The 21024-nt window shown below is 64.5% G+C and carries 11 protein-coding genes; 5 read left to right on the top strand and 6 right to left on the bottom strand.

The genetic code is table 11. The annotated features are described in order from the left end of the window. The first annotated feature begins 573 nt into the window (after nt 1–573). The 5 genes from M1D34_RS13340 (at nt 574) to M1D34_RS13320 (ending at nt 13037) form a co-directional block, all read left to right on the top strand. Nucleotides 574–3294 carry a beta strand repeat-containing protein gene (locus M1D34_RS13340; protein ID WP_498779411.1) on the top strand — a complete coding sequence of 907 codons (2721 nt, stop codon included), beginning with the start codon at nt 574–576 and terminating at the stop codon, nt 3292–3294. A 118-nt stretch (nt 3295–3412) separates the two neighbouring features. Further along, nucleotides 3413–7669: a DUF7933 domain-containing protein gene (locus M1D34_RS13335; protein ID WP_498779409.1), complete on the top strand. Its 4257-nt coding sequence runs from the start codon at nt 3413–3415 to the stop codon at nt 7667–7669. After that, entirely contained in the window at nt 7644–11774 is a 4131-nt protein-coding gene (locus tag M1D34_RS13330) for a YadA-like family protein (protein ID WP_498779407.1), read from the top strand. Before M1D34_RS13335 ends, M1D34_RS13330 begins: the two co-directional genes overlap by 26 nt. Before the next feature lie 8 nt (nt 11775–11782). Continuing rightward, on the top strand, nt 11783–12352 hold the full coding sequence (locus tag M1D34_RS13325) for an invasion associated locus B family protein (protein WP_010968592.1): 570 nt from the start codon (nt 11783–11785) through the stop codon (nt 12350–12352). A 13-nt stretch (nt 12353–12365) separates the two neighbouring features. Then, entirely contained in the window at nt 12366–13037 is a 672-nt protein-coding gene (locus M1D34_RS13320) for a hypothetical protein (RefSeq protein WP_498779404.1), read from the top strand. A gap of 35 nt (nt 13038–13072) precedes the next feature. On the opposite strand, the gene M1D34_RS13315 is transcribed toward M1D34_RS13320, so the two are convergent. The 6 genes from M1D34_RS13315 to putA all read right to left on the bottom strand — a co-directional run bounded on the left by M1D34_RS13315 (nt 13073) and on the right by putA (nt 20981). Further along, nucleotides 13073–13543 carry an aminoacyl-tRNA deacylase gene (locus M1D34_RS13315; RefSeq protein ID WP_003531541.1) on the bottom strand — a complete coding sequence of 157 codons (471 nt, stop codon included), beginning with the start codon at nt 13541–13543 and terminating at the stop codon, nt 13073–13075. Nucleotides 13544–13727: 184 nt separating this feature from the next. Continuing rightward, on the bottom strand, nt 13728–14405 hold the full coding sequence (locus M1D34_RS13310) for a methyltransferase family protein (RefSeq protein WP_498779402.1): 678 nt from the start codon (nt 14403–14405) through the stop codon (nt 13728–13730). A 508-nt stretch (nt 14406–14913) separates the two neighbouring features. Then, a complete protein-coding gene (locus tag M1D34_RS13305; RefSeq protein ID WP_010968595.1) occupies nt 14914–15345 on the bottom strand; it encodes a DUF1810 domain-containing protein in 432 nt (143 codons plus the stop codon). Between the two features lie 22 nt (nt 15346–15367). Further along, complete coding sequence (locus M1D34_RS13300; RefSeq protein ID WP_027989484.1) at nt 15368–16354, bottom strand: aldo/keto reductase; 987 nt, start codon at nt 16352–16354, stop codon at nt 15368–15370. An 89-nt stretch (nt 16355–16443) separates the two neighbouring features. After that, nucleotides 16444–17028 (bottom strand): IMPACT family protein, encoded by a 585-nt coding sequence (locus M1D34_RS13295; RefSeq protein WP_028009704.1) that lies wholly within the window; start codon nt 17026–17028, stop codon nt 16444–16446. Between the two features lie 251 nt (nt 17029–17279). Then, complete coding sequence (gene putA / locus M1D34_RS13290; protein ID WP_498779399.1) at nt 17280–20981, bottom strand: trifunctional transcriptional regulator/proline dehydrogenase/L-glutamate gamma-semialdehyde dehydrogenase; 3702 nt, start codon at nt 20979–20981, stop codon at nt 17280–17282. Nucleotides 20982–21024: the final 43 nt, after the last annotated feature.

The following is a 21024-nucleotide window of genomic DNA, read 5'->3' as shown; positions in this document are numbered from 1 at the left end:
CCATTGCCTTGGGGGCAGATGGTAAACGGTTTGACGTTCGCATGCCCAAACGATGCCACGGGCAGAACGCAGAAGTGGAAACGAGAGCCCGCCGCAAATATTCTCCCCCACAAGGGGGGGAGACGACAAGCGGCTTGACCTTCACCTATCCCGAACGATGGCGTCCCCGACTGAAGCGCGCCTCGCAGGCATTTTCCGAATCACCCCCCGCCTTCAAGGGCAAAGCAGCTTTTTCCGTTGCTCGCGAGAACACCGCGCCGGCGATGATATGCGATCTTCATCGCACGTGTTTTCTTCCTGTGGTTGTAAACAAAACAGCTATTTGCCGGCAGTCGGGCCCGGATTCGGCAGGGCCCCGCATGTTGGCGACGGCAGCGTCGAGTCGAAATTTCCCCTAAAATTGTTTTGGTTATTTGCATATAAGCGGTCATATCCTGCAACTCCCGTTCGAAATCGGTCACGGGAAGGCGAGTTATGCGAGCGAATTCTAGCGTCTTGGAAGCAGGCTACCGGCAGACAAATCGGTGGCGCAGGAAATTATCGACGCATCTTTTGGTTGCGTCTGCGAGTATAATGGGGTTCGCGTCGTCGGCGCTTGCGGCGCCGCCTGCGGCCGGTACCGTCATCGGCAATCAGGCGGTTGCGACCTTCGAGTCTGGCGGGCAGACCTTCTCGGTCACCTCCAACCTGGTCCAGACGACGATCAACACCATCGCCGGCGTTCAGATCGAGACCGATACGACAAAATCCGCCGTCGCCGGCGGCAAGGTGCTCTTTCCGCACACCATCACCAATGTCGGTAACGCGGCGGACAGGTACGACCTTACGACTTCCGACTTCGGTACCGGCCTTTCCTTCGTCGGCATCTATGCCGATGGCGATTGCGACGGCGTGCCCGATACGCTGACATCGATCGACCAGACCGGCTCGCTCAACGCGGGCGAAAGCGCCTGCGTGGTCGTGGAGGTCAATGTCGCGGCCGGAACGACCGGCAGTCCCACCTTCAAGATCACCGCGGCGAGCACGCTGACCACGGCCGGCAATTTCGAGGCCGGCACTCCGAACGAACCTAACGACTTCAACACGGATACCGTGAGCGTCACGACCGGTGCCGTTTTCGAGTTCACCAAGACCATGAGCCTGCTCGACGACCGGGACGGGTCGAGTTCGGTCACCCCCGGCGACACCGTGCGCGTCCGCTTCAACTACAGCAATACCGGCGGAGCGGATGCGACGAAGGTGATCATCACGGACCTGCTGCCAGGCGAATTGACATACGTGGCCGGAACGGGTCGGTGGTCCGACGGCGGGACCATGACGGATACCGGAGGAGACGAGGAGTTCACCAACGGCCAGGGTCACACGATATCCTATTCGTTTGGTGACCTCACGGTGAAAGCGACGCTGTCCGCCGTGCCTGTCGGCAGAACCGGCTATATCGAGTTCGTCGGTGCGGTCGCCACCGGCGCAGCCGGCACGATTTCCAACACCGGTACGATCGACTCGGATCAGACCGACCTGCAAACCTCGAACGAGGCTCGCCTCGTCATCGACAACGACGATGCCATCGGTGTCACGCTGGCCGATACGGCCGCTGCAAACACGAGCTACGACGGTCGCCCAGCGACCGATTTGCCGGACGACAGTTACTTCAACGGCTCCGCATCGGACTCCACCACCGACGAGGATGGTGAATCGAACGAAGGTGAAGCAAACGATGCCATTGCCTATGTAACGACCTATCTTCCCTCGAGCATCCCCGTGCCTTTCGAAGTGATCATCACCAATCACTCGAATGCGGCTCAGAGATTCGATCTTTCAGTTGCGACGGGCAATTTTCCTGCCGGAACGACGTTCAACTTCGCGACCACGGACGGAGCGCCCGTCCTCGACACGAATTCGAACGGCCGGCCGGACGTCCAGGTGGGCGCGAATTCGGTAGCGAAGTTCTTCGTGCGCGCCAATTTGCCGGACGGGGCGGCACGCTCTGCCGGCGCAGAGCCGGCCTGGGAAGCGACGGTGACGGCGACCGCCGTCAGCAATCCCGCCGTGTCGAACCGCACGAGATTGCGGATCTCGAGCGGAGTCGGCGGCGGCACCGTCGACCTGCAGAACGCGGGCGAACTGGCGGCAGGTCTCAATGTCGACAATGATGGCGCCCCCTGGACGACCGTGACGACGAATCCTGGTCAGGCCGCCGAATTCACCTTGGTGGTCAAAAACAATCGTTCGGTTTCCGACAGCTTCAATCTGTCCTTCAGCGGCTCGAATTTCGCGCCCGGCTCCATGCCGGCCGGCTGGCAGGTGGTGTTCAGGAATGCCGACGGCACGGTCACCAATACGGGCGTGATCGCACCGGGCGGGTCCGCGACGTTCACCGCCGTCGTAACCCCGCCGGCCACGGCTGCGCCCGGCAACACGGATGTTTACTTCCGCGCCGCTTCGGCGAGCAGTGCGGCGGTCGTCGATACCAAACTGGACCGCGTCACAGTCGGCCAGGTCGTCGACCTCTCCATTCGCACCGACCAGACCGCTCAGGCGGCGCCCGGCGGCGTCGTGGTGATGACCCACACGCTGGAGAACCTCGGGAACGTCGCGATCACCAACGGTCCCATCGGCTATAACCCGGATTTTCCGAGCTTCGCGGAAACGCTTCGCGTGGACGCGAACGGCAACGGCGTGCTGGACTCCACCGACGCTACGGTGACGAGCATTGCCAATATCTTGACCGCGCTCGACAAGACGGAACTCGCCCCCGGGGACAGGGTGCTGCTGTTTTCACGGGTCCAGGCACCCGCCAGCGCGGTGGGAGGACTTTCCGAGAGCGCGAGAATCATCGTGAGCAGCAGCCTCACCGCGGCAGGCGGGGCAACGGTGGAGGATGAAAATCCGAGCAACAACACGGTCACCGAAACCGTCACCATCGTGTCCGGCAACGTCGTGGTGATCAAGGAACAGGCGGTCGACGCCGATTGCAACGGCACGGCCGACAGCGGCACCGCGTTCTCGTTCACCCAGGCGGGGCAGGCGGCCGATCCGGGCGCATGCGTCGTCTATCGCATCACGGCGACCAATATGGGCACGGCAGATGCGACGGAGCTCAGAATCGACGACGCAACGCCGGCCTACACCACCTATGTCGGATCGTCCGGCACGGCGACAACCGGCGCTTCTGAGGCGGAGCTGACGCTTCAGCCGGCCGATGGCGCGACGGGTGCCATTCGCTCTACGCACGGCACCCTGGCCCCGGGGCAGGTCGCGCGGCTCACCTTCCGGGTGAGGATCGACCAGTAGCCCTCCTCGGTCGGCGGGCGGGCAGGGGCGTCTCCTGCCCGCACCGCATGTCGGGCACTTCCAGGCGAGCACAATCGGGAAAATAATGCGGGGAATACGCGGGATAGTTGGCAGGGTCATGGCGTGTCTGGCGGCGTTCGCCGCCCTGTGCCCGGCCGTCGCCCTTGCCGTTCCCGCTCCTGCCGGCGCGCTCATCGAAAGCCAGGCCGTCGTCTCGTATTTCAATACCGAACTCGGCATCTACGAGTCCGTATCGACCAATGTCGTGGTCACCCGCGTCAATTCGGTGAAAGCCATCGAGGTGGTTTCCGACCAGACCGTTTTCATGGCGCCGGCTTCGGTCGGCCAGTTCGCATTCTTCATCCGCAACACGGGCAACGCTCCCCTCAGTCCGTCGGCCACCCTCGAGCAGGTCGCCGGCCACCATGCCAATCTCGTCGATATCCGCGCCGTCATAGATCAGAATCGCAACGGAACCGCCGATCCCGGCGAGTGGGAACTGACGCCGGACATGGCGATCGAGCTGCCGGTGGGTGGCGAGCTTCCCGTCATCGTGCAATTCGCAACGCCGGCGTCCTCGCATGATGGCCAGCTCGCGGCTCTCCGGCTGAGTGCGAAGGACGGAAGTGTTGCGGACGCAGCCACCGGCACGGTCATCATGTCCTCCACGGGCCTCGTTCTCGAAAAATCCGCCAGGGAGAATGAAGTCCAGGCAGGCGGCAGGCTGCGTTATGGACTGCGGCTGCGCAACAACGGCGCGAATGCCGTGGCAGCCTACGCGCAGCTCGACGGAAGCTCCATTCTCATCGACGGGGCTGCGGCATCCGGCATCCTCGTGCGCGACGCGCGGCCGCTCAATACGCGCGTCGTCAACGCGGAATCCGCCGCCGGCTTCGTAGGCCTGTATCATGTCGCCGGACAGCCCACGCACACATATGTGACGACCCTTCCGAAGGATACGTCGGCGGTCGATGCCGTCGCCTTCTTCAGGGCAGGCGATTATCCGGGCGGCTTCTCGGCCAATCTCGCTTTCGAGGTCGCCGTCGCCGGCAATGCCCAGGAAGGCTTCATCCTCAACGAGGCCTCGACATGGCAGCAGTCGGGGGAGGATCTGGTGGAGGTCCGGTCCAATCTCGTTCGCACGCCCGTAGAGGGCGGCGAGGCGGCGCTGACCTATGCGGCGCCGGACGGCCGGCCGATCTCGACCGCAGCCCTCAACAGCAACGTTCGCCTCCATCTGAGCGCGGCCGCGTGCAACACGACCCCGGGTGCGGACAGCGTCCGGATCCGGATCGCGACCGATCCGGAGGCGGATCTGGAGACGGCCGTCGCGACGGAAACCGGACCCAATACCGGCCTCTTCACGACCGCGCTCATTCCCATTCAGCGGGTTCTGCCGGTCGTGCAGGGCGACAACGTCGTGTCCGGGGACCGGAACACGAAAGTCTCCGCGAGCGCCACATGCGGCGGTCAGACCGTGTCCGCCATTCTCACCGTCAATCCGGGCGGGTTCGTCTTCCATTCCGCCAGCAATGTCGCGATACCGGGTGCAACGGTCATCCTTTACGATGCATCCGGAGCGGAGATCGAGCGCATCGTGTCCGATGCCGACGGCTTCTATGTCGTGAGCGCGGCGCAGAACGCGGGCGCGTACCGGATCGAAGTGCTGCCGCCCGAAGGCTTTTCATTCCCTTCCGAACGCAAGGTGTTCCCCGCTTTGGGCCGCAACGTGGATGCCGAAGCCTCCTACGGAGCTGCGTTTACGACAACGGGCGCTTTCAGCGGCATCGACATTCCGCTCGATCCGGACGCTTCATCGGTCCTGCGCCTCGAAAAATCGGTCGATGAGGCCAATCCCGCGCCCGGCGATATTCTGGTCTATTCGCTCACCCTGACCAATACGACCGGCATTGGGCTCGTCAGCGCCGCAATCCGTGACGGCTTGCCGAAAGGTATATCCTATCTCGAAGGCACGGCCCGGCTCGACGGCAGGCCGGTCGAGGTCTCCGGCTTCCCCGGCCGGAATCTCGCCTTCGACCTCGGCTTCGTCGGTCCCGACGACACGGTGGCCTTGACCTATATGGCTGCCGTCGACCCCACCGCCCAGGGCCGGCTTGCCAACGTCGCCCTTGCTTCGGGCAACCTGGCCGGCAGGGGGGAAGTGGTTTCCAACGAGGCTCGCGCTCTGGTACGCATCCAGCGCGACGGCGGCGTCTTCAGCGACGAGGGCGTCGTCCTCGGAAAGGTCTATGCCGACCTCAACGGTAACGGGCAGCAGGATCGCTATCTGGCGGCCGGCCACAAGGCGGCGGACGGTGCGTTGGAGCGCGTGGAGCCGGGGGTTCCGGGCGTCAAGCTCCAGTTCTCGAACGGAGCGAGCGTCGTCACCGATATCGACGGTAAATATTCGCTGCCCGGACTGCCGCCCGGTTCGCATGTCATCGCCGTTTCGACGCCCACGCTGCCGGCAACGGTAAAGCTTTGGTCGACCTCGGCGCGCGACGCGCTGAGCCCGCAGAGCCGCTATCTGCGTTTGCTGCCGGGGCAGGTGGTGAGCGAATATTTCGCCGTCTCGCCGAGGGAGGGCGTGAGCCGCAAGGAGGTGCTTGCCGAACTCGAGTCGCGCCGGCAGGCCTATGCCGAAAACATCGCCGCCAGCAAGACTGTAAGCGTTCCCGAGCGGCTGAATCCGGGAGGCGAGGAATGGGTGGATTACTTCCGGCGTCTGTCGTCTTCCCGCCGCGAAGCGGCCAAGACCACCGAAACGCAGATCGTCGCGCGGGAACAGTCGGAGGAAGAGGCGGCAGAATCCGGGAATGCCGACGCGTCGCAGGCACTCGCCCTCGACCGCACGCGCGATCTGGAAGCGGAGATCCGCGGGCTCTCGCCGGCACTCGGCTTTCTGGACCTCGAGGCCGACAGCCTGGTCAACAGCGACATCGTCTCGGTCCGCATCAAGGGACCGGCGGAAGGGAAGCTGGGGCTCAATCTCAACGGCGAACCTGTCTCCGATGGGCAGGTCGGCCAGCGGGTCGTCTACGCTGCAGGGGGCGTTCAGGCGGCCGAATATGTCGCGATCCGCCTCGAAGGCGGCCGCAACAGGCTCGAGGCCACTTTTTCCGACCCGTTCGGCAATGTCCGCGAGCGCAATGAAATCACCGTTCTGGCGCCCGGGCGTCCGGCGCGGATCGAACTCGTGGTTCCGCCCGCGGCCTTCGCCGATCCGGCCTCGGCCATCCCGGTGCTGATCCGGTTCGTCGACGCCGACGGCGTTCCCACCCATGCCTCGATGGACGTGACGCTCGAGACCTCCGGCCGGGGCCGGTGGGGGGCCGAGGACATACGGGCGACCGAACCCGGTGTCCAGGTCTTCGTCGACAAGGGCGAGGCCCTCGTCGACTATTATCCGCCGGCGCTCTCCGGCACCCACAAGATCGCGGTGCGCAACGGCCTCGGCCGCTACGAGGCCGAGGTGAAGCTTCTTGCCGACGACAGCAAGCGGATCGTTGCCGGCGTCGTCGAGGGGGTGGTGCGCCTGCCCGGCAGCGTCGAGCCGGCAACGGGGCTGGAAGGTTTCGACGGCGTTACGACCGGCGTCGGCGGCGAGCTCTATCTCCAGGGCAAGATCAAGGGCGACGTTCTTCTGACGCTGCGTTACGACAGTGACCTCGACACCGAGGAGCGGCTGTTCCGCGACATCGATCCGGAACGCTACTATCCGGTTTATGGCGACGCGTCGGAGCGCGGCTATGACGCGCAGTCCCGCTCGCGGCTCTACGTCAAGGTCGAGAAAGGCCTCAACTACGTCCTTTACGGCGATATAGACATCGCGCCGCAGGCGAGCGAGTTCCAGCTCGGGTCCCAGAACCGCCTGCTGACCGGCGCTCAGGCGCATGTGGAGACCGGTCCGGTCACCATCGATCTCTTTGCCGGCCGCACCGACCAGAACCAGGTCATACGCGAGTTTCGCGCCGAAGGGCTGTCCGGTCCCTACAACCTGGATCTGTCGGGCTATGCGGAAGGGTCGGAGCGGGTCGAGGTCGTCACCCGCGACCGGCGCCAGCCTTCGCGCGTGATCGACACCGTGCTGCTGAAGCGCTTCGATGATTATCGGCTCGATTATTTCGGCAATTCGATCATCTTCAATGCGCCGGTACCGGCCTTCGACGATGACGGCAATCCCAATTCCATCCGCGTCACCTACGAGGTCGAGGGGGATGGAGATGCCTATTGGGTCTATGCCGGCGAGGTGCGCTACCGGGTGAACGACCGGATCGCCGTCGGCTATCGCGAAATGCGTTCCGAAGCCGGCAGCACCTTCGACGACCGGCGCACCGTTCGCGGCGGCTATGTTTCGGCCGATCTCGGCACCTAGTCAGAATCAAAACAATCCTGGGACCGTAGGAGGAACCTTAGTAGGAACATGCAGCACCGCTGTTGGTGACCGATCTAGTGCTGCCTCTGCCGGCACTGCTGTAGGGTCCCGCGCTGTTGTGGATGACTATGCCGGGGTAGCTGTTGGGTCCGTCTCGACTGCCGCAAATAGTGCCGTCGCTTTGGGTCACTTCGCACAAGCGCTTGGAAGTGGTTCTTTGGCGATGGGACGCCAATCCGCCTCAGCCGGCGTAAGTTCGATCGCGTTTGGTTATGTTAGCTACGCCAATTCAAATGGAGCGGTTGCTATTGGAGCCACAGCATTCGCAGCCAATGTGCGGGCAATCGCGATCGGTGGAACGGTAGGCTCGGGATGGGCGGCGGATGGTACAGCGCCCGAGCAGACCAAGGCCGGGGGCTCCCAGTCGATCGCCATGGGCGTGCGTGCGCGTACGAAATCGCTGGTAGTCGACGACCCGGATACGGTGGCCAACGAAGCGGACCCGGGCGGCGCGTCTGACGCCATTGCAATCGGTACGGATGCACAGGCCAATGGCGACCGGTCTCTCGCCATCGGCAGACAGAATCAGGCCGGCAATGAGCAATCCATCGGCATCGGCGCGGGCAACACGGCAACAGGCAAACTCTCGATCGGCATCGGCAGCAGCAACGTGGCCAGCGGCGAGCAATCCCTAAGCCTCGGCGCCGGCAACAATGCCCTGGGGCAGGGCTCCATCAGCATCGGTACCGAAACCACAGCCGGCGGTCTCCGGTCGATCGCTTTCGGCGTGCGCGCGAGTACGAAAGAAGCCAATCTAGATATTCCGGATGACGTGGCCGCGATCGACGCCATCGCTATCGGTACCGATACCAAGGCCAACGGCGACCGGTCCGTCAGCATCGGAACGGGCAGTCAAGCCAGCAGCGGAGCCGTCAGTATTGGCGATGCAGCCAAGGCTGTGGGTGACAAATCCGTCAGTATCGGTACCGAAAGCTGGGCCGATGGCGACGAATCGGTCAGCATCGGCCTCGTCAACAACGCCGGGTTTGAAGGGAATGACCGAATCAAAGGCGGGCAAACCTCTGTGAGCCTGGGAGCCTTCAATCAGTCGCCGGGCATCGAGGCCATTGCTATCGGTGCCAGAAACGAAGCCAATGCGGATCGGTCGATTGCAATCGGCTCGCGTGCGAAAACGAAGGCCGCCGATCCGGCGCAGGCGGACGGCGGTGCGCGCGACGCCGTCGCTATAGGCACGGATGCGCTGGCCAACGACGACCGGTCCATCAGCATAGGCTGGAATAGCAGTACCTCCCTGAACGATTCCATCAGCATCGGTACCCGAGCCACGTCGGGATCGGCGGGCGATATCATGATCGGCACAGGTTCAGGGACTGGTTCCACCTCCGGTCAGAACAATGTCGCCCTCGGCGTTGCGGCCAGTCAGAAGGTGAAGGGGTCGTCAAACATAGCGATCGGCGATTCGGCGGGCGGTTCCCGGAAAGGCGATAACAACGTCGCCATAGGCACCAATGCGGGAATCCAGTTTTCCGAGAGCGAACATGAGACCGCCGTGCGCGCCGACCTCGTGGTCAGTGACGCGGTGAGCATCGGCAATGAGGCGCTGGCGAGCGCCGATGAAGCCATCGCAATCGGCACCGGCGCCGTGGCTTCCGGTTTGAAGTCCATCAGCATCGGCGTCGGAAATACCGTCAGCGGCGCTTCGAGCGGCGCCATCGGCGATCCGACCGATATCACCGGTACCGGCTCCTACTCGCTGGGCAACGACAACACCATCGCCGCCGACAACGCCGGCACCTTCGGCAACGACAACACATTGGCGGATGCCGCCGATGGCAGCCGCGTCATCGGCAACGGCAACAATATCGATGTGTCCGATGCCTTCGTGCTCGGCAATGGTGCCGACGTCACCGAAGTCGGCGGCGTGGCGCTGGGTTCCGGCTCGGTTTCGGATACGGGTGCCGACGTGGCGGGCTATGTGCCGGGCGGGGCCTCGACGGCCGACCAAAACGCCATCGAGGCGACGCAGAGCACGCGCGGCGCGGTCGCCGTCGGCAATCCGGACGCCGAAACCGGCGTCTACCGCCAGATCACAGGTGTCGCCGCCGGCACGGCCGACTCCGATGCCGCCAACGTGGCCCAGCTCAAATCGGTCGAGACGATCGCCAAGACAGGCTGGAAGCTCACGACGGACAGCGGCAGCATCGACGGCATCGGGCCGGGCGACGAGTTGGTCCTCAAAGGCGGCGACGGCAATATCGTGATCAGCAATCAGATATTGAGCAACGACGTGAGCATCGATCTGGCCGATGAGATCGAGGTGAACAGGGTGACGGCGAGAGATCCCGACACGGGTGCATCCACTGTGCTGGACGAGAACGGCCTGAGCTTCACGACGCAGGACGCGAACGGGGAGGACACGGCGCTCGGCCCGCGCGTGACGGCGGCGGGCATCCAAGCGGCCGGCAAAATCACCAATGTCGCTGCGGGCGAGGCCGACACCGACGCGGTGAACTTTTCCCAGCTCAGGCAAGTCGAAACCGCATCGGGCAATACCGACCAGCGGGCGGTCAAATACGACTGGAACGATGCCAATTCGAACGGCGTCATCGATGAGGGCGAGCTCAACCTCGATAGCGTGACCCTTGCCGGGGGCACGGGCGGCACCAGGATCTCCAATCTTGCGCCCGGCGTGTTAAGCGCGGCATCGACCGATGCCGTCAACGGCAGCCAGCTCTTCGGGCTTCGCAGCCGCGTATCCAACGTGGCCGTCGCCCTGGGCGGGGGAGCCGCCTATGACCCTGTCAAGGATGAGTGGATCGCCCCGAAATACACGATCGGCGGCACAGACTACAGCAATGTCGGCGACGCGCTGGCGGCGATGGGCGGCACGGCCGGTGCCGGCTGGAGCCTCTCGGCGCAGGGTGCGAACGCGTCCAATGTCGCGCCGGGCGAGACGGTGGATCTTCGCAACGGCGACGGCAATATCGTCGTCAGCAAGGCGGAGACCGGCGACACAGTGAGTTTCGACCTGGCCGACGATCTGGACGTCGCCGAAAGCATCACGGTGGGTGCCGATCCCGCCGATCCGAATGCGCCGACCACCGTTATCACCGGCGGCTCGATCGTGATCGGCGGCACCATGCTCGGCAGCAACGGCCTGGTCATCACCGGGGGGCCGAGCGTCACGACCGATGGCATCGATGCCGGCGGCATGAAGGTCACGAATGTGGCAAACGGTACGGTGGCGAAGGATTCAAAGGATGCCGTCAACGGCGACCAGCTCTTCGACGTCGTTGCGAAAGCCACTGCCAATGGCGTCGGCTATGACGACAAAAGCAAGGGCACCCTGACGCTGGAGGGGGCTGACGGCACCAAGATCACCAATGTCGCCGCCGGCGACCTGAACGCGAACTCGACCGACGCGGTCAACGGCAGCCAGCTTTACGCCACGAACGTGAAGGTCGATCGGCTCGATACAGAAGTGAAAGAGATCGACAGCCGCGTAACCTATATCGAGAGCTTCCAGGGCGATCTGGAGAACGCTGCCGTCTATGATACCGACGCTGCCGGCAAGAGGCTCAACACGCTGACGCTCGAGGGAGGAGATCCCAACAAGCCGGTGCTCATCGCCAATGTGGCCAAGGGCGTGAAGGCGACCGACGCCGTCAATGTCGGCCAGCTCGACGAAAGCGTCGCGGAAAGCAAGAGCTACACGGACGAAAAGACCGAGTGGGCGATCGATCAGGCGGCCATCTACACCGACCAGGTTATCGAGACCAAGGTGAGCGCGGTGAACAATTATGCGCAACAACGGTTCGCGCAGCTCTCGGGCGAGATCGGGCAGGTTCGGGGCGAAGCGCGGCAAGCCGCCGCCATCGGACTTGCGGCGGCCTCGCTGCGCTTCGACAATGAGCCGGGCAAGCTGAGCGTGGCGCTCGGCGGCGGCTTCTGGAGAAGCGAAGGGGCGCTCGCCTTCGGTGCCGGCTACACCAGCGAAGACGGACGCGTCCGGGCGAACCTGACCGGTGCTGCGGCCGGGGGGAACGTCGGTGTCGGTGCCGGCCTCAGCATCACGCTCAACTGAGCCGGACGATGGGGCGCCTCACCGGCGGCCTGGCGGCCGTCACCGGTTTCATCCTGTCTGCCGGCGCCTCCGTCGGACAGGAGGGGGAGACGGCCCCTCGCTACCGGATAAAGCCCTCCGAGGTGGCCGTTCCGCCCGATGTGCCGATCGGAATGTATCGCCGCGTCATCCATCCTTTCGGAAACTGGACGCTCATTTGCGACGAGAATTTCAAGACGAAGCAGAAGATCTGCAACATCACGCAAAACGTCGCCGACGAGTCCGGAAAAAGCATTTTCAGCTGGTCGCTCGCCGCAACCGCGGAAGGCAGGCCGATGATGATCCTGAGGGTGCCTCCGGCCGCCGGCAAGGGGTCGAGAGTGAGCCTTTCGTTCCCCGACCGCAAGAAGCCGGTCGAGGTGGAGGTGGAAAGCTGCGACCGCGGCGTCTGCCTGGCGACGGTGCCGGTAGGCCCCATCCTGCGTGACAACATCGCCCGGGAGGCGACGGTCGGGGTCTCCTACGGCACGGGCGACGGAACCATCAGCATCAACCTGCCTCTGAAGGGCCTGAACCCGGCACTGGAGGCCATAGAGTAGAAGTGCAGACCTCATGACCGAGACAGATGCAAACGACCGGCTCCGCCGGCCGCAGACCGGCGGAGCTTCATCCCCACAGACTCCTGCCGGGGAGCACCTCTGGCGCAGAATGTTCTTCGGTGTCCTGGGCACCCTCGTTCTCGGCTTCGCCGCCGTCGCTCTCTTGTATTTTCAGGGCGTGATCGGTCTGGCTCAATCCGCCGATGGCTCGGTCCGGGCCGCGGAGACGCCGGCCAAGGTGCCGAGCAACGTTTTCGCCGATCACATAAAGCAGGCCGGCATGAAAAGATGCACGACGGCATTTCCGCTGCTGGGCGAAATGCTGGTGACCGGGTCGCAATATGCCGTCCGCTCCCATTGGAACGCCGAAAAGGCGGACGAGCATATGATCCAGGCGATCGTCGGCCTCAGCTACAAGACCCCCGGCTACGAAGGTCCGGCGGGCGGTTTCGTCTTCGCGGCTCCCTTGCCGAATGGCGGATGCGAAGGCGCAATGCTGCGCGTGGCGCCCTTCCCCAGGGCATGCAAGGATGTCCTTCCGCTCCTGCCCCCCGGCAGCACCGCGGCCGATACGCTCTCGGGCGTCCAGACCTACAGCCTCGGCAAGGGCCAGGGGCAGGGGATGCTCATTCCCGCGGGAAGCGCGTCCTGCATCGCCATATCCACGACGGCGATCGCCCAGTGAGCCCCGATCGGGCCCGCCGCCGATAGCGGCCCGGCTTACGACGGATGGCTGAACCGGGCGACCCGCGCATCCTTCGTGAGGTTGCGGAAATTGGTGCCGCTCATATGCACGAGCGTCCTGTGGTCGCCGCCCTCGAAATAGATATCGTTTGCCCTGTCGAGGCTTTCGTCGAGGATGACCGGCACGCCATAGGCCTCGCCGATGGGCGGGACGGCTCCGGTCTCGCAATCGTTGAAGAGCTCGCTGACCTCCTCCTCCGAGGCGAGGCCGAGACGGCGGTTCATGACGTCCTGCAGGGTGGAGAGCTCGACCCGATGCGTGGCCGGAACGACGGCGAGCGCATAGCCCATCTCGTGGTGAACGACCACGGATTTGGCGAGCCTGTTGCCCGGCACATGGGCGGCTTCGGCAGTCTGACTGGTGGTTGCGGTACGGTGATGCGCGAGGGTGTCGTAGGTGATCCCTTCGCTGTCGATATAGTCCTGAAGTCTCCTGGCGATCGTCATCGTAGGCGCCTCTTCTATCCTGCTGCAGTCTCCCCAAGCCGTTGCGACTCACGAAAAAAATGCGGCGCTTCAAAGTGCTACAGCGGCTTTTGGGCGTCCGGCAGGACGCGGGGCACTGTAGTGACGCGGAAGATGACATTCTCCTCTCATCATCGGAGGAGTCAACGGCGAACGGCCGGGCCGGCTACCACACGTAGGGCACGAGCCGGTAGCGCACGCGTTCCGCATAGGCATCGTAGCCGGCGAGCCCGGTGCGCAGCGCCTTCTCCTCTATGCCGATCCGGATCGCGAGCAATGCCGCCAGTCCGAGTGCCACAAGCAGTCCCCACCAGGAGCCCAGGAACAAAGAGGTCGCGGCGACGAAGAGAAGGCTGCCCGTATAGAAGGGATGACGGACATAACGATAGGGTCCCGTGGTGATCACGCTTTGCGCACGCTCCGTCTGCACCTTCACGACCGGCGATGCGAAGCTGTTTTCGCGCAATGTCCGATAGCTGAAGCCGATGGAGAGGACGACGAGCAGCGCGCCCAGAGCCTGCACCCAGACCGGCATGGAAGACCATTTGAATCTCGCGGCATCGAGCGCCATGAAGGCGAAGCCGGCGACGAGGAACAGGAGGATAACCGAAAGGAGCACCTTGTCGGCCAGGGGCTGGCCCTCCTGGATGGGGGCAGCCAGTCTTTCCTTGAGCAGCGCGGGATCGTGCCGGGCAAGGAGGAGCCCGACGAGGAACGAAAGCGCAAGCAAGAGGAACAGATAGGTCCACGCCGCCGGCCAGGCGAGCGTTCCGGCCGAGAGGAAGAGGACGGCTCCGATGAACCCGAACCAGACGATCGTCTGTACGGTCAGCCTGACAAGCATGAGCAAGCTCCTGCATGGTTTGTGCGATGAAGGGCGCTTTAGCGCGGGACGGAAAACTCTATGCGGCTTTCCGCCCGCGTCCCGGCGCGACGAACTCCTGAGATAGTGTTTCGGTCAGCGCTCGCAACTCTCATTTCAGGCGGGTGAGGTAAACGGCGCGTGCCTGCGAGGCTTCATCGGCGCTTGCCTGAAGCGTTCACACTCTTGTGCTTCGCGCGGAACTTAAAGCCGCATAACCGGATTCCCATATTAGACCCGCTGCATCTTCGCTTGGCCCCTGACCGGTTCAAGGATCAAAGAATGCAGCAATGCGAAGCGCGACAGCGACCTTTGCACGTCGGATAGGACGTGCGGTGCTGGAGCAGCACTCGCCGTCCGCAAAGGAGGGACGCGATGTATCGCTATATGATGAAGGAACTGATGCTCATCATCGCCGGCCTGACGGTCTGTGCGGTGCTGTTCCTGCTCGTCCTGTCGCAGGGAGCGGCCGCGTCCTTTTGAGCGCAGTTCAGCTCTTGCCGAGAATCTCGATCGTCCTCGAGTCCCGAACGCCGCCGAAGTAGAGGTCGATCGCCCGGGTGAAAGCGTCGACATCAGGCGCTGCCGCTTCGAAGAGCGTCATCGATGAGCAGAACTTCAAATCGTCCGGCCGGCCGAAGATATCAAGAGCGCTGCGCCCCCCGACCGCATTGACCGCTTCCGTGCATTCGAGAATGCGCCGGCCGAGGACCCGGTGTGCGAGATAGGCCTGCGCCTCGCCAAGGCCCGACAGCGCATAATATTGCGCCGTCGGCGAATGGCCGAGGCCCGCGATCTGCGGAAAGATGAACCACATCCAATGCGTCCGCTTGGCGCCGGCGCGCAGCTCCGCGAGCGCGGCCGGATAGATGCCTTCCTGCGCCGCGACGAAGCGTTCGAGATCGAATGCCTCCCTCGTCATCAGCCTCTCACCGGTTCATCTGTCACCAGCGCTGATGAACATGAACCTTGATGAGCCGCTCGTAAAGCGCTGCGATTGCCGCGAGCGTCGCGCCGTCGATCGGCGCAAGGGCGCTGGCGGCGGCGTTCGATTGCGCCTGCGCTGCATTGCGGGCGCCGGGAATGACGACGGAAACCGCGTCCTGCGCGAGGATCCAGCGCAAGGCGAATTGCGCCATCGGCACATTGGCGGGCGCCAGCGTGCGAAGCTCGTCGACCGCCTGCAGCGCCACGTCGAACGGCACGCCGGCAAAGGTCTCCCCGACGTCGAAGGCTTCGCCGTGACGGTTGAAGTTGCGATGGTCGTCGGCGGCAAAGACGGTGTCCTTGCCGATCTTGCCCGAAAGAAGGCCGGAGGCGAGCGGTACGCGCACGATGACGCCGACATCCTTCTTTTTCGCCTCGGCGAAGAATAGGTCCTGCGGCCGCTGGCGGAAGATGTTGTAGATGATCTGGACCGTGGCGACGCCTGGATATTCGATAGCCTTCAGGGCCTCTTCGACTTTCTCGACCGAGACGCCGTAATGGCGGATCTTGCCCATGGTCACCAGCCGGTCGAGCGCGCCGAAGACCTCGGGCCGGTAGTAGACCTCCGTCGGTGGGCAGTGGAGTTGGACGAGATCAAGCGTTTCGACGCCGAGATTTGCGAGGCTGCGGTCGATGAAGGCCTCGATATTGGCGCCCGTATAGCCCTCCGCCAGGTGCGGATTGAGCCGGCGGCCCGCCTTCGTGGCGACGAATGGTTTCTCTCCGCCCCGTTCCTGCAGCACCGCGGCGATGATTTTTTCGGAACGCCCGTCGCCATAGACGTCCGCCGTGTCGATGAAGGTGATGCCGCTGTCGAGGGCGGCATTGAGCGCGCGCTTGCCATCCTCCTCGCTGACGTCGCCCCAGGAGCCGCCGATCTGCCAGGCGCCGAAACCGATCTCCGAAATCGTGGCGCCCGTTCGTCCCAAGATCCTTGTTTTCATCGAATGTATCCTCTCCATCTTGATGCCGGAACCTCAGCTCCGTGTCGTCCGCATAACTATGACGATAGTGGCGCAGATGAAAGCTCCCCTCAGTCGCAGAGTGTCACCAGCGCCTTGCCGCGAGTGAGATCGCTCACGAGGGTGAGCACGTCGTCCACCGCGTCTTGCCGTATCTCGGCCGACAGCACTGCGCCGGTGCCGGTGAAGGTCTCGGAGGCGATCGAAACGCCGCGCGCCGTCAGCCGCGCCTTGATGAGCGCGAGATCGGCGAAGTCGCAGGCGATCTCGGCACGCTGTCGTTCGATGAGCTCGATCTTTTCCGCCGCCCGCAGGCAAAGCGCCGCAGTGCCGCCATAGGCACGGACCAGTCCGCCGCTGCCGAGCAGGACGCCGCCGAACCAGCGTGTCACGACCACGGCGACGCGATCCAGCGACTGACCGTCGATCGCTGCAAGGATCGGCTTGCCCGCCGTCCCGCTTGGCTCGCCGTCGTCGCTGAAGCGATAGCTCTGGCCGGCCCGCCAGGCCCAGCAATTGTGGTTGGCCGCAGGATCCGAGCGGGCGGCAATGAAGGTTTTGGCCGACAGTTCGTCCTCGATCGGCCCGGCAATCGCCAGGAAGCGGCTCTTCTTGATTTCCTGAGTCGAGGTCTCGATGCGTTGGAGCGTGAACATCCGCTTTGTCCGTTTCGAGCTTGATAGCGGATTCCCGATCGTTAGGCCAAGGGGGCAGCCGGCGTCTGCCCATCAACCCGCTGCCGCGACCTTCTCCCCGCAGGCGGGGAGAAGGGACACGCGGCGCCCTCCAGCGCACCATTTTATCGAACGCGCGCGGCCTACTCGTTCCCTCTCCCTGCCTGCGGGGAGAGGGTTAGTCCTCGGGTTAAACCCGAGGAGAGGGGCAGCCCTTTGTTCAATCGGCGCGCTCAGCCGATCGCCATCAGGCTGGCATTGCCGCCGGCTGCAGCCGTGTTGATCGAGGCGGAAACCTCTTCCACGAGCCAGTTCAGGCAATAGGCGTCCGGGTTGCGGGCGATCTCTCCGCTCGATGCGGCCTGCACGAGCAGCAGCGGGCCGGGCAGGGCGGCGATAGCCTTGTTGACCGCGCGGATGCGCTCGGCGTCACCTTCGACCAGCGCACCGGCGAACGGGCCGTCGGCGGCCCAGTCCTTGGACCAGGAGACACGCAGGCCGACGGTCTGCGGCAGGTTCTTCAGCGAAGCCTGCAGACCGGAGGCGGCATCGATCGCGACGCTGTTGCCGGTCGCGAGCGCAGCGGCGAGCTGGTGGTATAGACCGCTCTCCGTCGCCGGCACGAGGAGGATGCGGCCGCGCGCATGGAGCGTATAGAGATTGCGTTCGCCGACCGGGCCGGGGAGTTCCAGGTCCAGGCCAAGGGCCGAGCTGCTGCCGGCGTTGCGGGCCGCTTCGGCCTCCGCGCGCGCGCCTTTGCCGTCGAGCCATTTGGCGAAGTCGAGAAGGACCGGGTCCGTGTGCACCGAGCTGTGCTGCGGCGGCACCGGTGCGGTCGTAACCAGGCGGCCGAGATAAAGCGGACCGCCGGCCTTGGGACCGGTACCGGAAAGACCGCGGCCGCCGAAGGGCTGGACGCCCACCACCGCGCCGATGATGTTGCGGTTGATGTAGAGGTTGCCCGCCTTGATACGGCTCGTCACATGCGCGATCGTCTCGTCGAGGCGCGTGTGGAGCCCGAAGGTCAGGCCGTAGCCGGTGGCGTTGACGTCGTCCACCAGCCGGTCGAGATCGTCGCGCCGGTAGCGGATGACGTGCAGCACCGGCCCGAAGACCTCGCGTTGAAGATCGGAAAGCTTCTCGAGTTCGATGATCGTCGGCGGCACGAAGGTGCCCGCTCCGGTCTCCGAGGCGAGCCCGATCTGCTCGACCTTGCGGCCGAGCCCGCGCATCCGCTCTATGTGCTTCTCGATGTTGTCCTTCGCCTCTGACGTGATGACCGGGCCGACATCCACGGAAAGACGATCGGTGCGGCCGATATGCAACTCGTGCAGCGCGCCCTTCAGCATCGTCAGGATGCGGTCGGCCACATCCTCCTGCAGGCACAGCACACGCAGTGCCGAGCAGCGCTGGCCGGCACTGTCGAAGGCGGAGGTGATCACGTCGCCGACCACCTGCTCGGCAAGAGCCGAGGAGTCGACGATCATCGCATTCTGGCCTCCGGTTTCGGCGATCAGCGGGATCGGCCGGCCGGCGGGCGAAAGGCGGTCGGCAAGCTGTGCCTGGATCAGCCGCGCGACTTCCGTCGATCCGGTGAACATCACGCCCGCGGTCTCGGCTGCGGCGACCAGCGCCGCACCGACGCGTCCGTCGCCCGGAAGAAGCTGCAGCGCGCTTGCCGGAATGCCGGCCTCATGCAGGATGCGCACGCCCTCGGCGGCGATCAGCGGCGTCTCTTCCGCGGGTTTGGCGAGCACGGGATTGCCGGCGACGAGCGCGGCGGCGATCTGCCCGGTGAAGATTGCCAGCGGGAAATTCCATGGGCTGATGCAGACGATCGGGCCGAGCGGCCCGTGGCCGGGGCCGAGCGTGCGGCGCGTCTGTTCGGCATAGTAGCGCAGGAAATCGATCGCCTCGCGCACCTCGGCAATGGCGTTCAGCGCCGATTTGCCTGCCTCGCGGATGATCAGCCCGAGAAGCGTGGGCATGCGGGCCTGCATCAGCTCGGCGGCGCGGTCGAGGCAGGCGGCCCGCTCGGAGGGCGGCACGGCCGCCCAATCCGGCGCCGCGTCGGCGGCAAGGCGCACGGCGCGCCGTGCGTCCTCTTCCGAGGTCTCGGTCACCGAGCCGACGACGTCACGATGGTCGCCGGGGTTCAGAACCGTCCGCGTCTCGCCGGCAGCGGGGCCGGTTGCGAGCTGCGGCAGGGCGGTCCACTTCATTGCCGCGCTTTCCCTCAGCGCTTCCGTAAGCGACGCAAGCGTTTCCTCGTTGGAAAGATCGAGCCCGGCGGAATTGGTCCGCGCATCGCCGAAGAGTTCGGCCGGCAAGGCGATCCTGTCGTGCTTGGCGCCGACGACCGGCATGGCGCGGACGACTTCGACGGGGTCGGCGATCAGTTCGTCGATCGAAACCTTCGGGTCGTTGATGCGATGCACGAAGGAGGAGTTGGCGCCGTTTTCGAGGAGGCGCCGGACCAGATAGGCAAGCAGCGTCTCATGGGTGCCGACAGGCGCATAGATGCGGCAGGGGCGATCGAGCTTGCCGCGGCCGACGACCTCTTCATAAAGCGGCTCGCCCATGCCGTGCAGGCACTGGAATTCGTATTTGCCCACGTGAAAGTCCTTGCCGGCCATGTGGTAGATGGCGGCGAGCGTCTGGGCATTGTGTGTCGCGAATTGCGGGAACACCACATCGGTCGCGGCAAGCAGCTTGGCTGCGCAGGCGATATAGGAGACGTCGGTGTGGATCTTGCGCGTGAAGACCGGGAAATCCGCGAGCCCGTCGAGCTGCGCCCGCTTGATCTCGGCATCCCAATAGGCACCCTTCACCAGCCGCACCATGATGCGCCGGCCGGAGCGCCGGGCAAGATCGATGATGAAGTCGAGAACGAAGGGGCAGCGTTTGCCATAGGCCTGCACGACGAAGCCCATGCCGTTCCAGCCGGAGAGATCGCGGTCGAGGCAGAGCTCCTCGAGAAGATCGAGCGACAGTTCCAGCCGGTCGGCTTCCTCGGCGTCGATGTTGAGGCCGATATCGTAATTCTTGGCGAGGAGAGCGAGCGCCTTCACCTTCGGCAGCAATTCGCCCATGACGCGCGCGGCTTGCGCGCGGCTATAGCGGGGATGCAGCGCCGAGAGCTTGATGGAGATGCCCGGGCCCTCATAGATGCCGCGGCCGGCGGAGGCTTTGCCGATTGCGTGAATGGCGCTCTCATAGTCCTTGTAATAGCGTTCGGCGTCGGCGGCCGTGGTCGCCGCTTCGCCGAGCATGTCGTAGGAGTAGCTGAAGCCTTTCTCCTCGAGCTCCTTAGAACGTTTCAGCGCTTCGCGGATCGTCTCGCCGGTGACGAACTGTTCGCCCATCATCCGCATGGCCATGTCGACGCCGCGCCGGATCACCGGCTCGCCGCAACGCGAGATGAGACGCGTGAGCGCCGCCGCGAGGCTGCGGTCGTTGACCGTCGAGGTCAGCTTGCCGGTGACCACAAGTCCCCAGGTCGCCGCATTGACGAAGAGCGAACGGCTGCCGCCGAGATGCGATTTCCAGTTGCCGTCGGCAATCTTGTCGCGGATCAGCGCGTCGCGCGTCGCCGTATCGGGAATGCGCAGCAGCGCTTCCGCAAGGCACATGAGTGCCACGCCTTCCTGGCTCGAAAGCGAATATTCCTGCACCAGTCCCTCGACGCCGGAGCCACTATGCTTGCCGCGCAGCGCCTCGATCAGCTTGCGGGCGGTGCTTGCGGCGGCGTCCCGTATTTCCTTCGATTGCGTGGCCGCCTCGACGAGAGGCGGCAGGCATTCCGTTTCCGGGCGGCGGTAAGCGGCCGTGATCGCCCGGCGCAGCGTGCTTTGCGGCCGGACTGGCGGTGCGAAGTCGGCGAAGGGCGCAGGTGCGGCGTCGATCGCGGGTTTCTGAAGCGGGTTCGGGCTCATTGAACGCTGTCCTCCACGGAACGGTAGCGGGCGCTTTCGACGC

The sequence above is a fragment of the Ensifer sp. D2-11 genome (assembly GCF_054161295.1).
This window is presented reverse-complemented; position numbering and strand designations above follow the sequence as displayed.

Coding starts and splice junctions, on each gene's coding strand:
- M1D34_RS13340 (WP_498779411.1), top strand. CDS start 574: ATGGGGTTCGCGTCGTCGGCGCTTGCGGCGCCGCCTGCGGCCGGTACC.
- M1D34_RS13335 (WP_498779409.1), top strand. CDS start 3,413: ATGGCGTGTCTGGCGGCGTTCGCCGCCCTGTGCCCGGCCGTCGCCCTT.
- M1D34_RS13330 (WP_498779407.1), top strand. CDS start 7,644: ATGTTTCGGCCGATCTCGGCACCTAGTCAGAATCAAAACAATCCTGGG.
- M1D34_RS13325 (WP_010968592.1), top strand. CDS start 11,783: ATGGGGCGCCTCACCGGCGGCCTGGCGGCCGTCACCGGTTTCATCCTG.
- M1D34_RS13320 (WP_498779404.1), top strand. CDS start 12,366: ATGACCGAGACAGATGCAAACGACCGGCTCCGCCGGCCGCAGACCGGC.
- M1D34_RS13315 (WP_003531541.1), bottom strand. CDS start 13,543: ATGACGATCGCCAGGAGACTTCAGGACTATATCGACAGCGAAGGGATC.
- M1D34_RS13310 (WP_498779402.1), bottom strand. CDS start 14,405: ATGCTTGTCAGGCTGACCGTACAGACGATCGTCTGGTTCGGGTTCATC.
- M1D34_RS13305 (WP_010968595.1), bottom strand. CDS start 15,345: ATGACGAGGGAGGCATTCGATCTCGAACGCTTCGTCGCGGCGCAGGAA.
- M1D34_RS13300 (WP_027989484.1), bottom strand. CDS start 16,354: ATGAAAACAAGGATCTTGGGACGAACGGGCGCCACGATTTCGGAGATC.
- M1D34_RS13295 (WP_028009704.1), bottom strand. CDS start 17,028: ATGTTCACGCTCCAACGCATCGAGACCTCGACTCAGGAAATCAAGAAG.
- putA (WP_498779399.1), bottom strand. CDS start 20,981: ATGAGCCCGAACCCGCTTCAGAAACCCGCGATCGACGCCGCACCTGCG.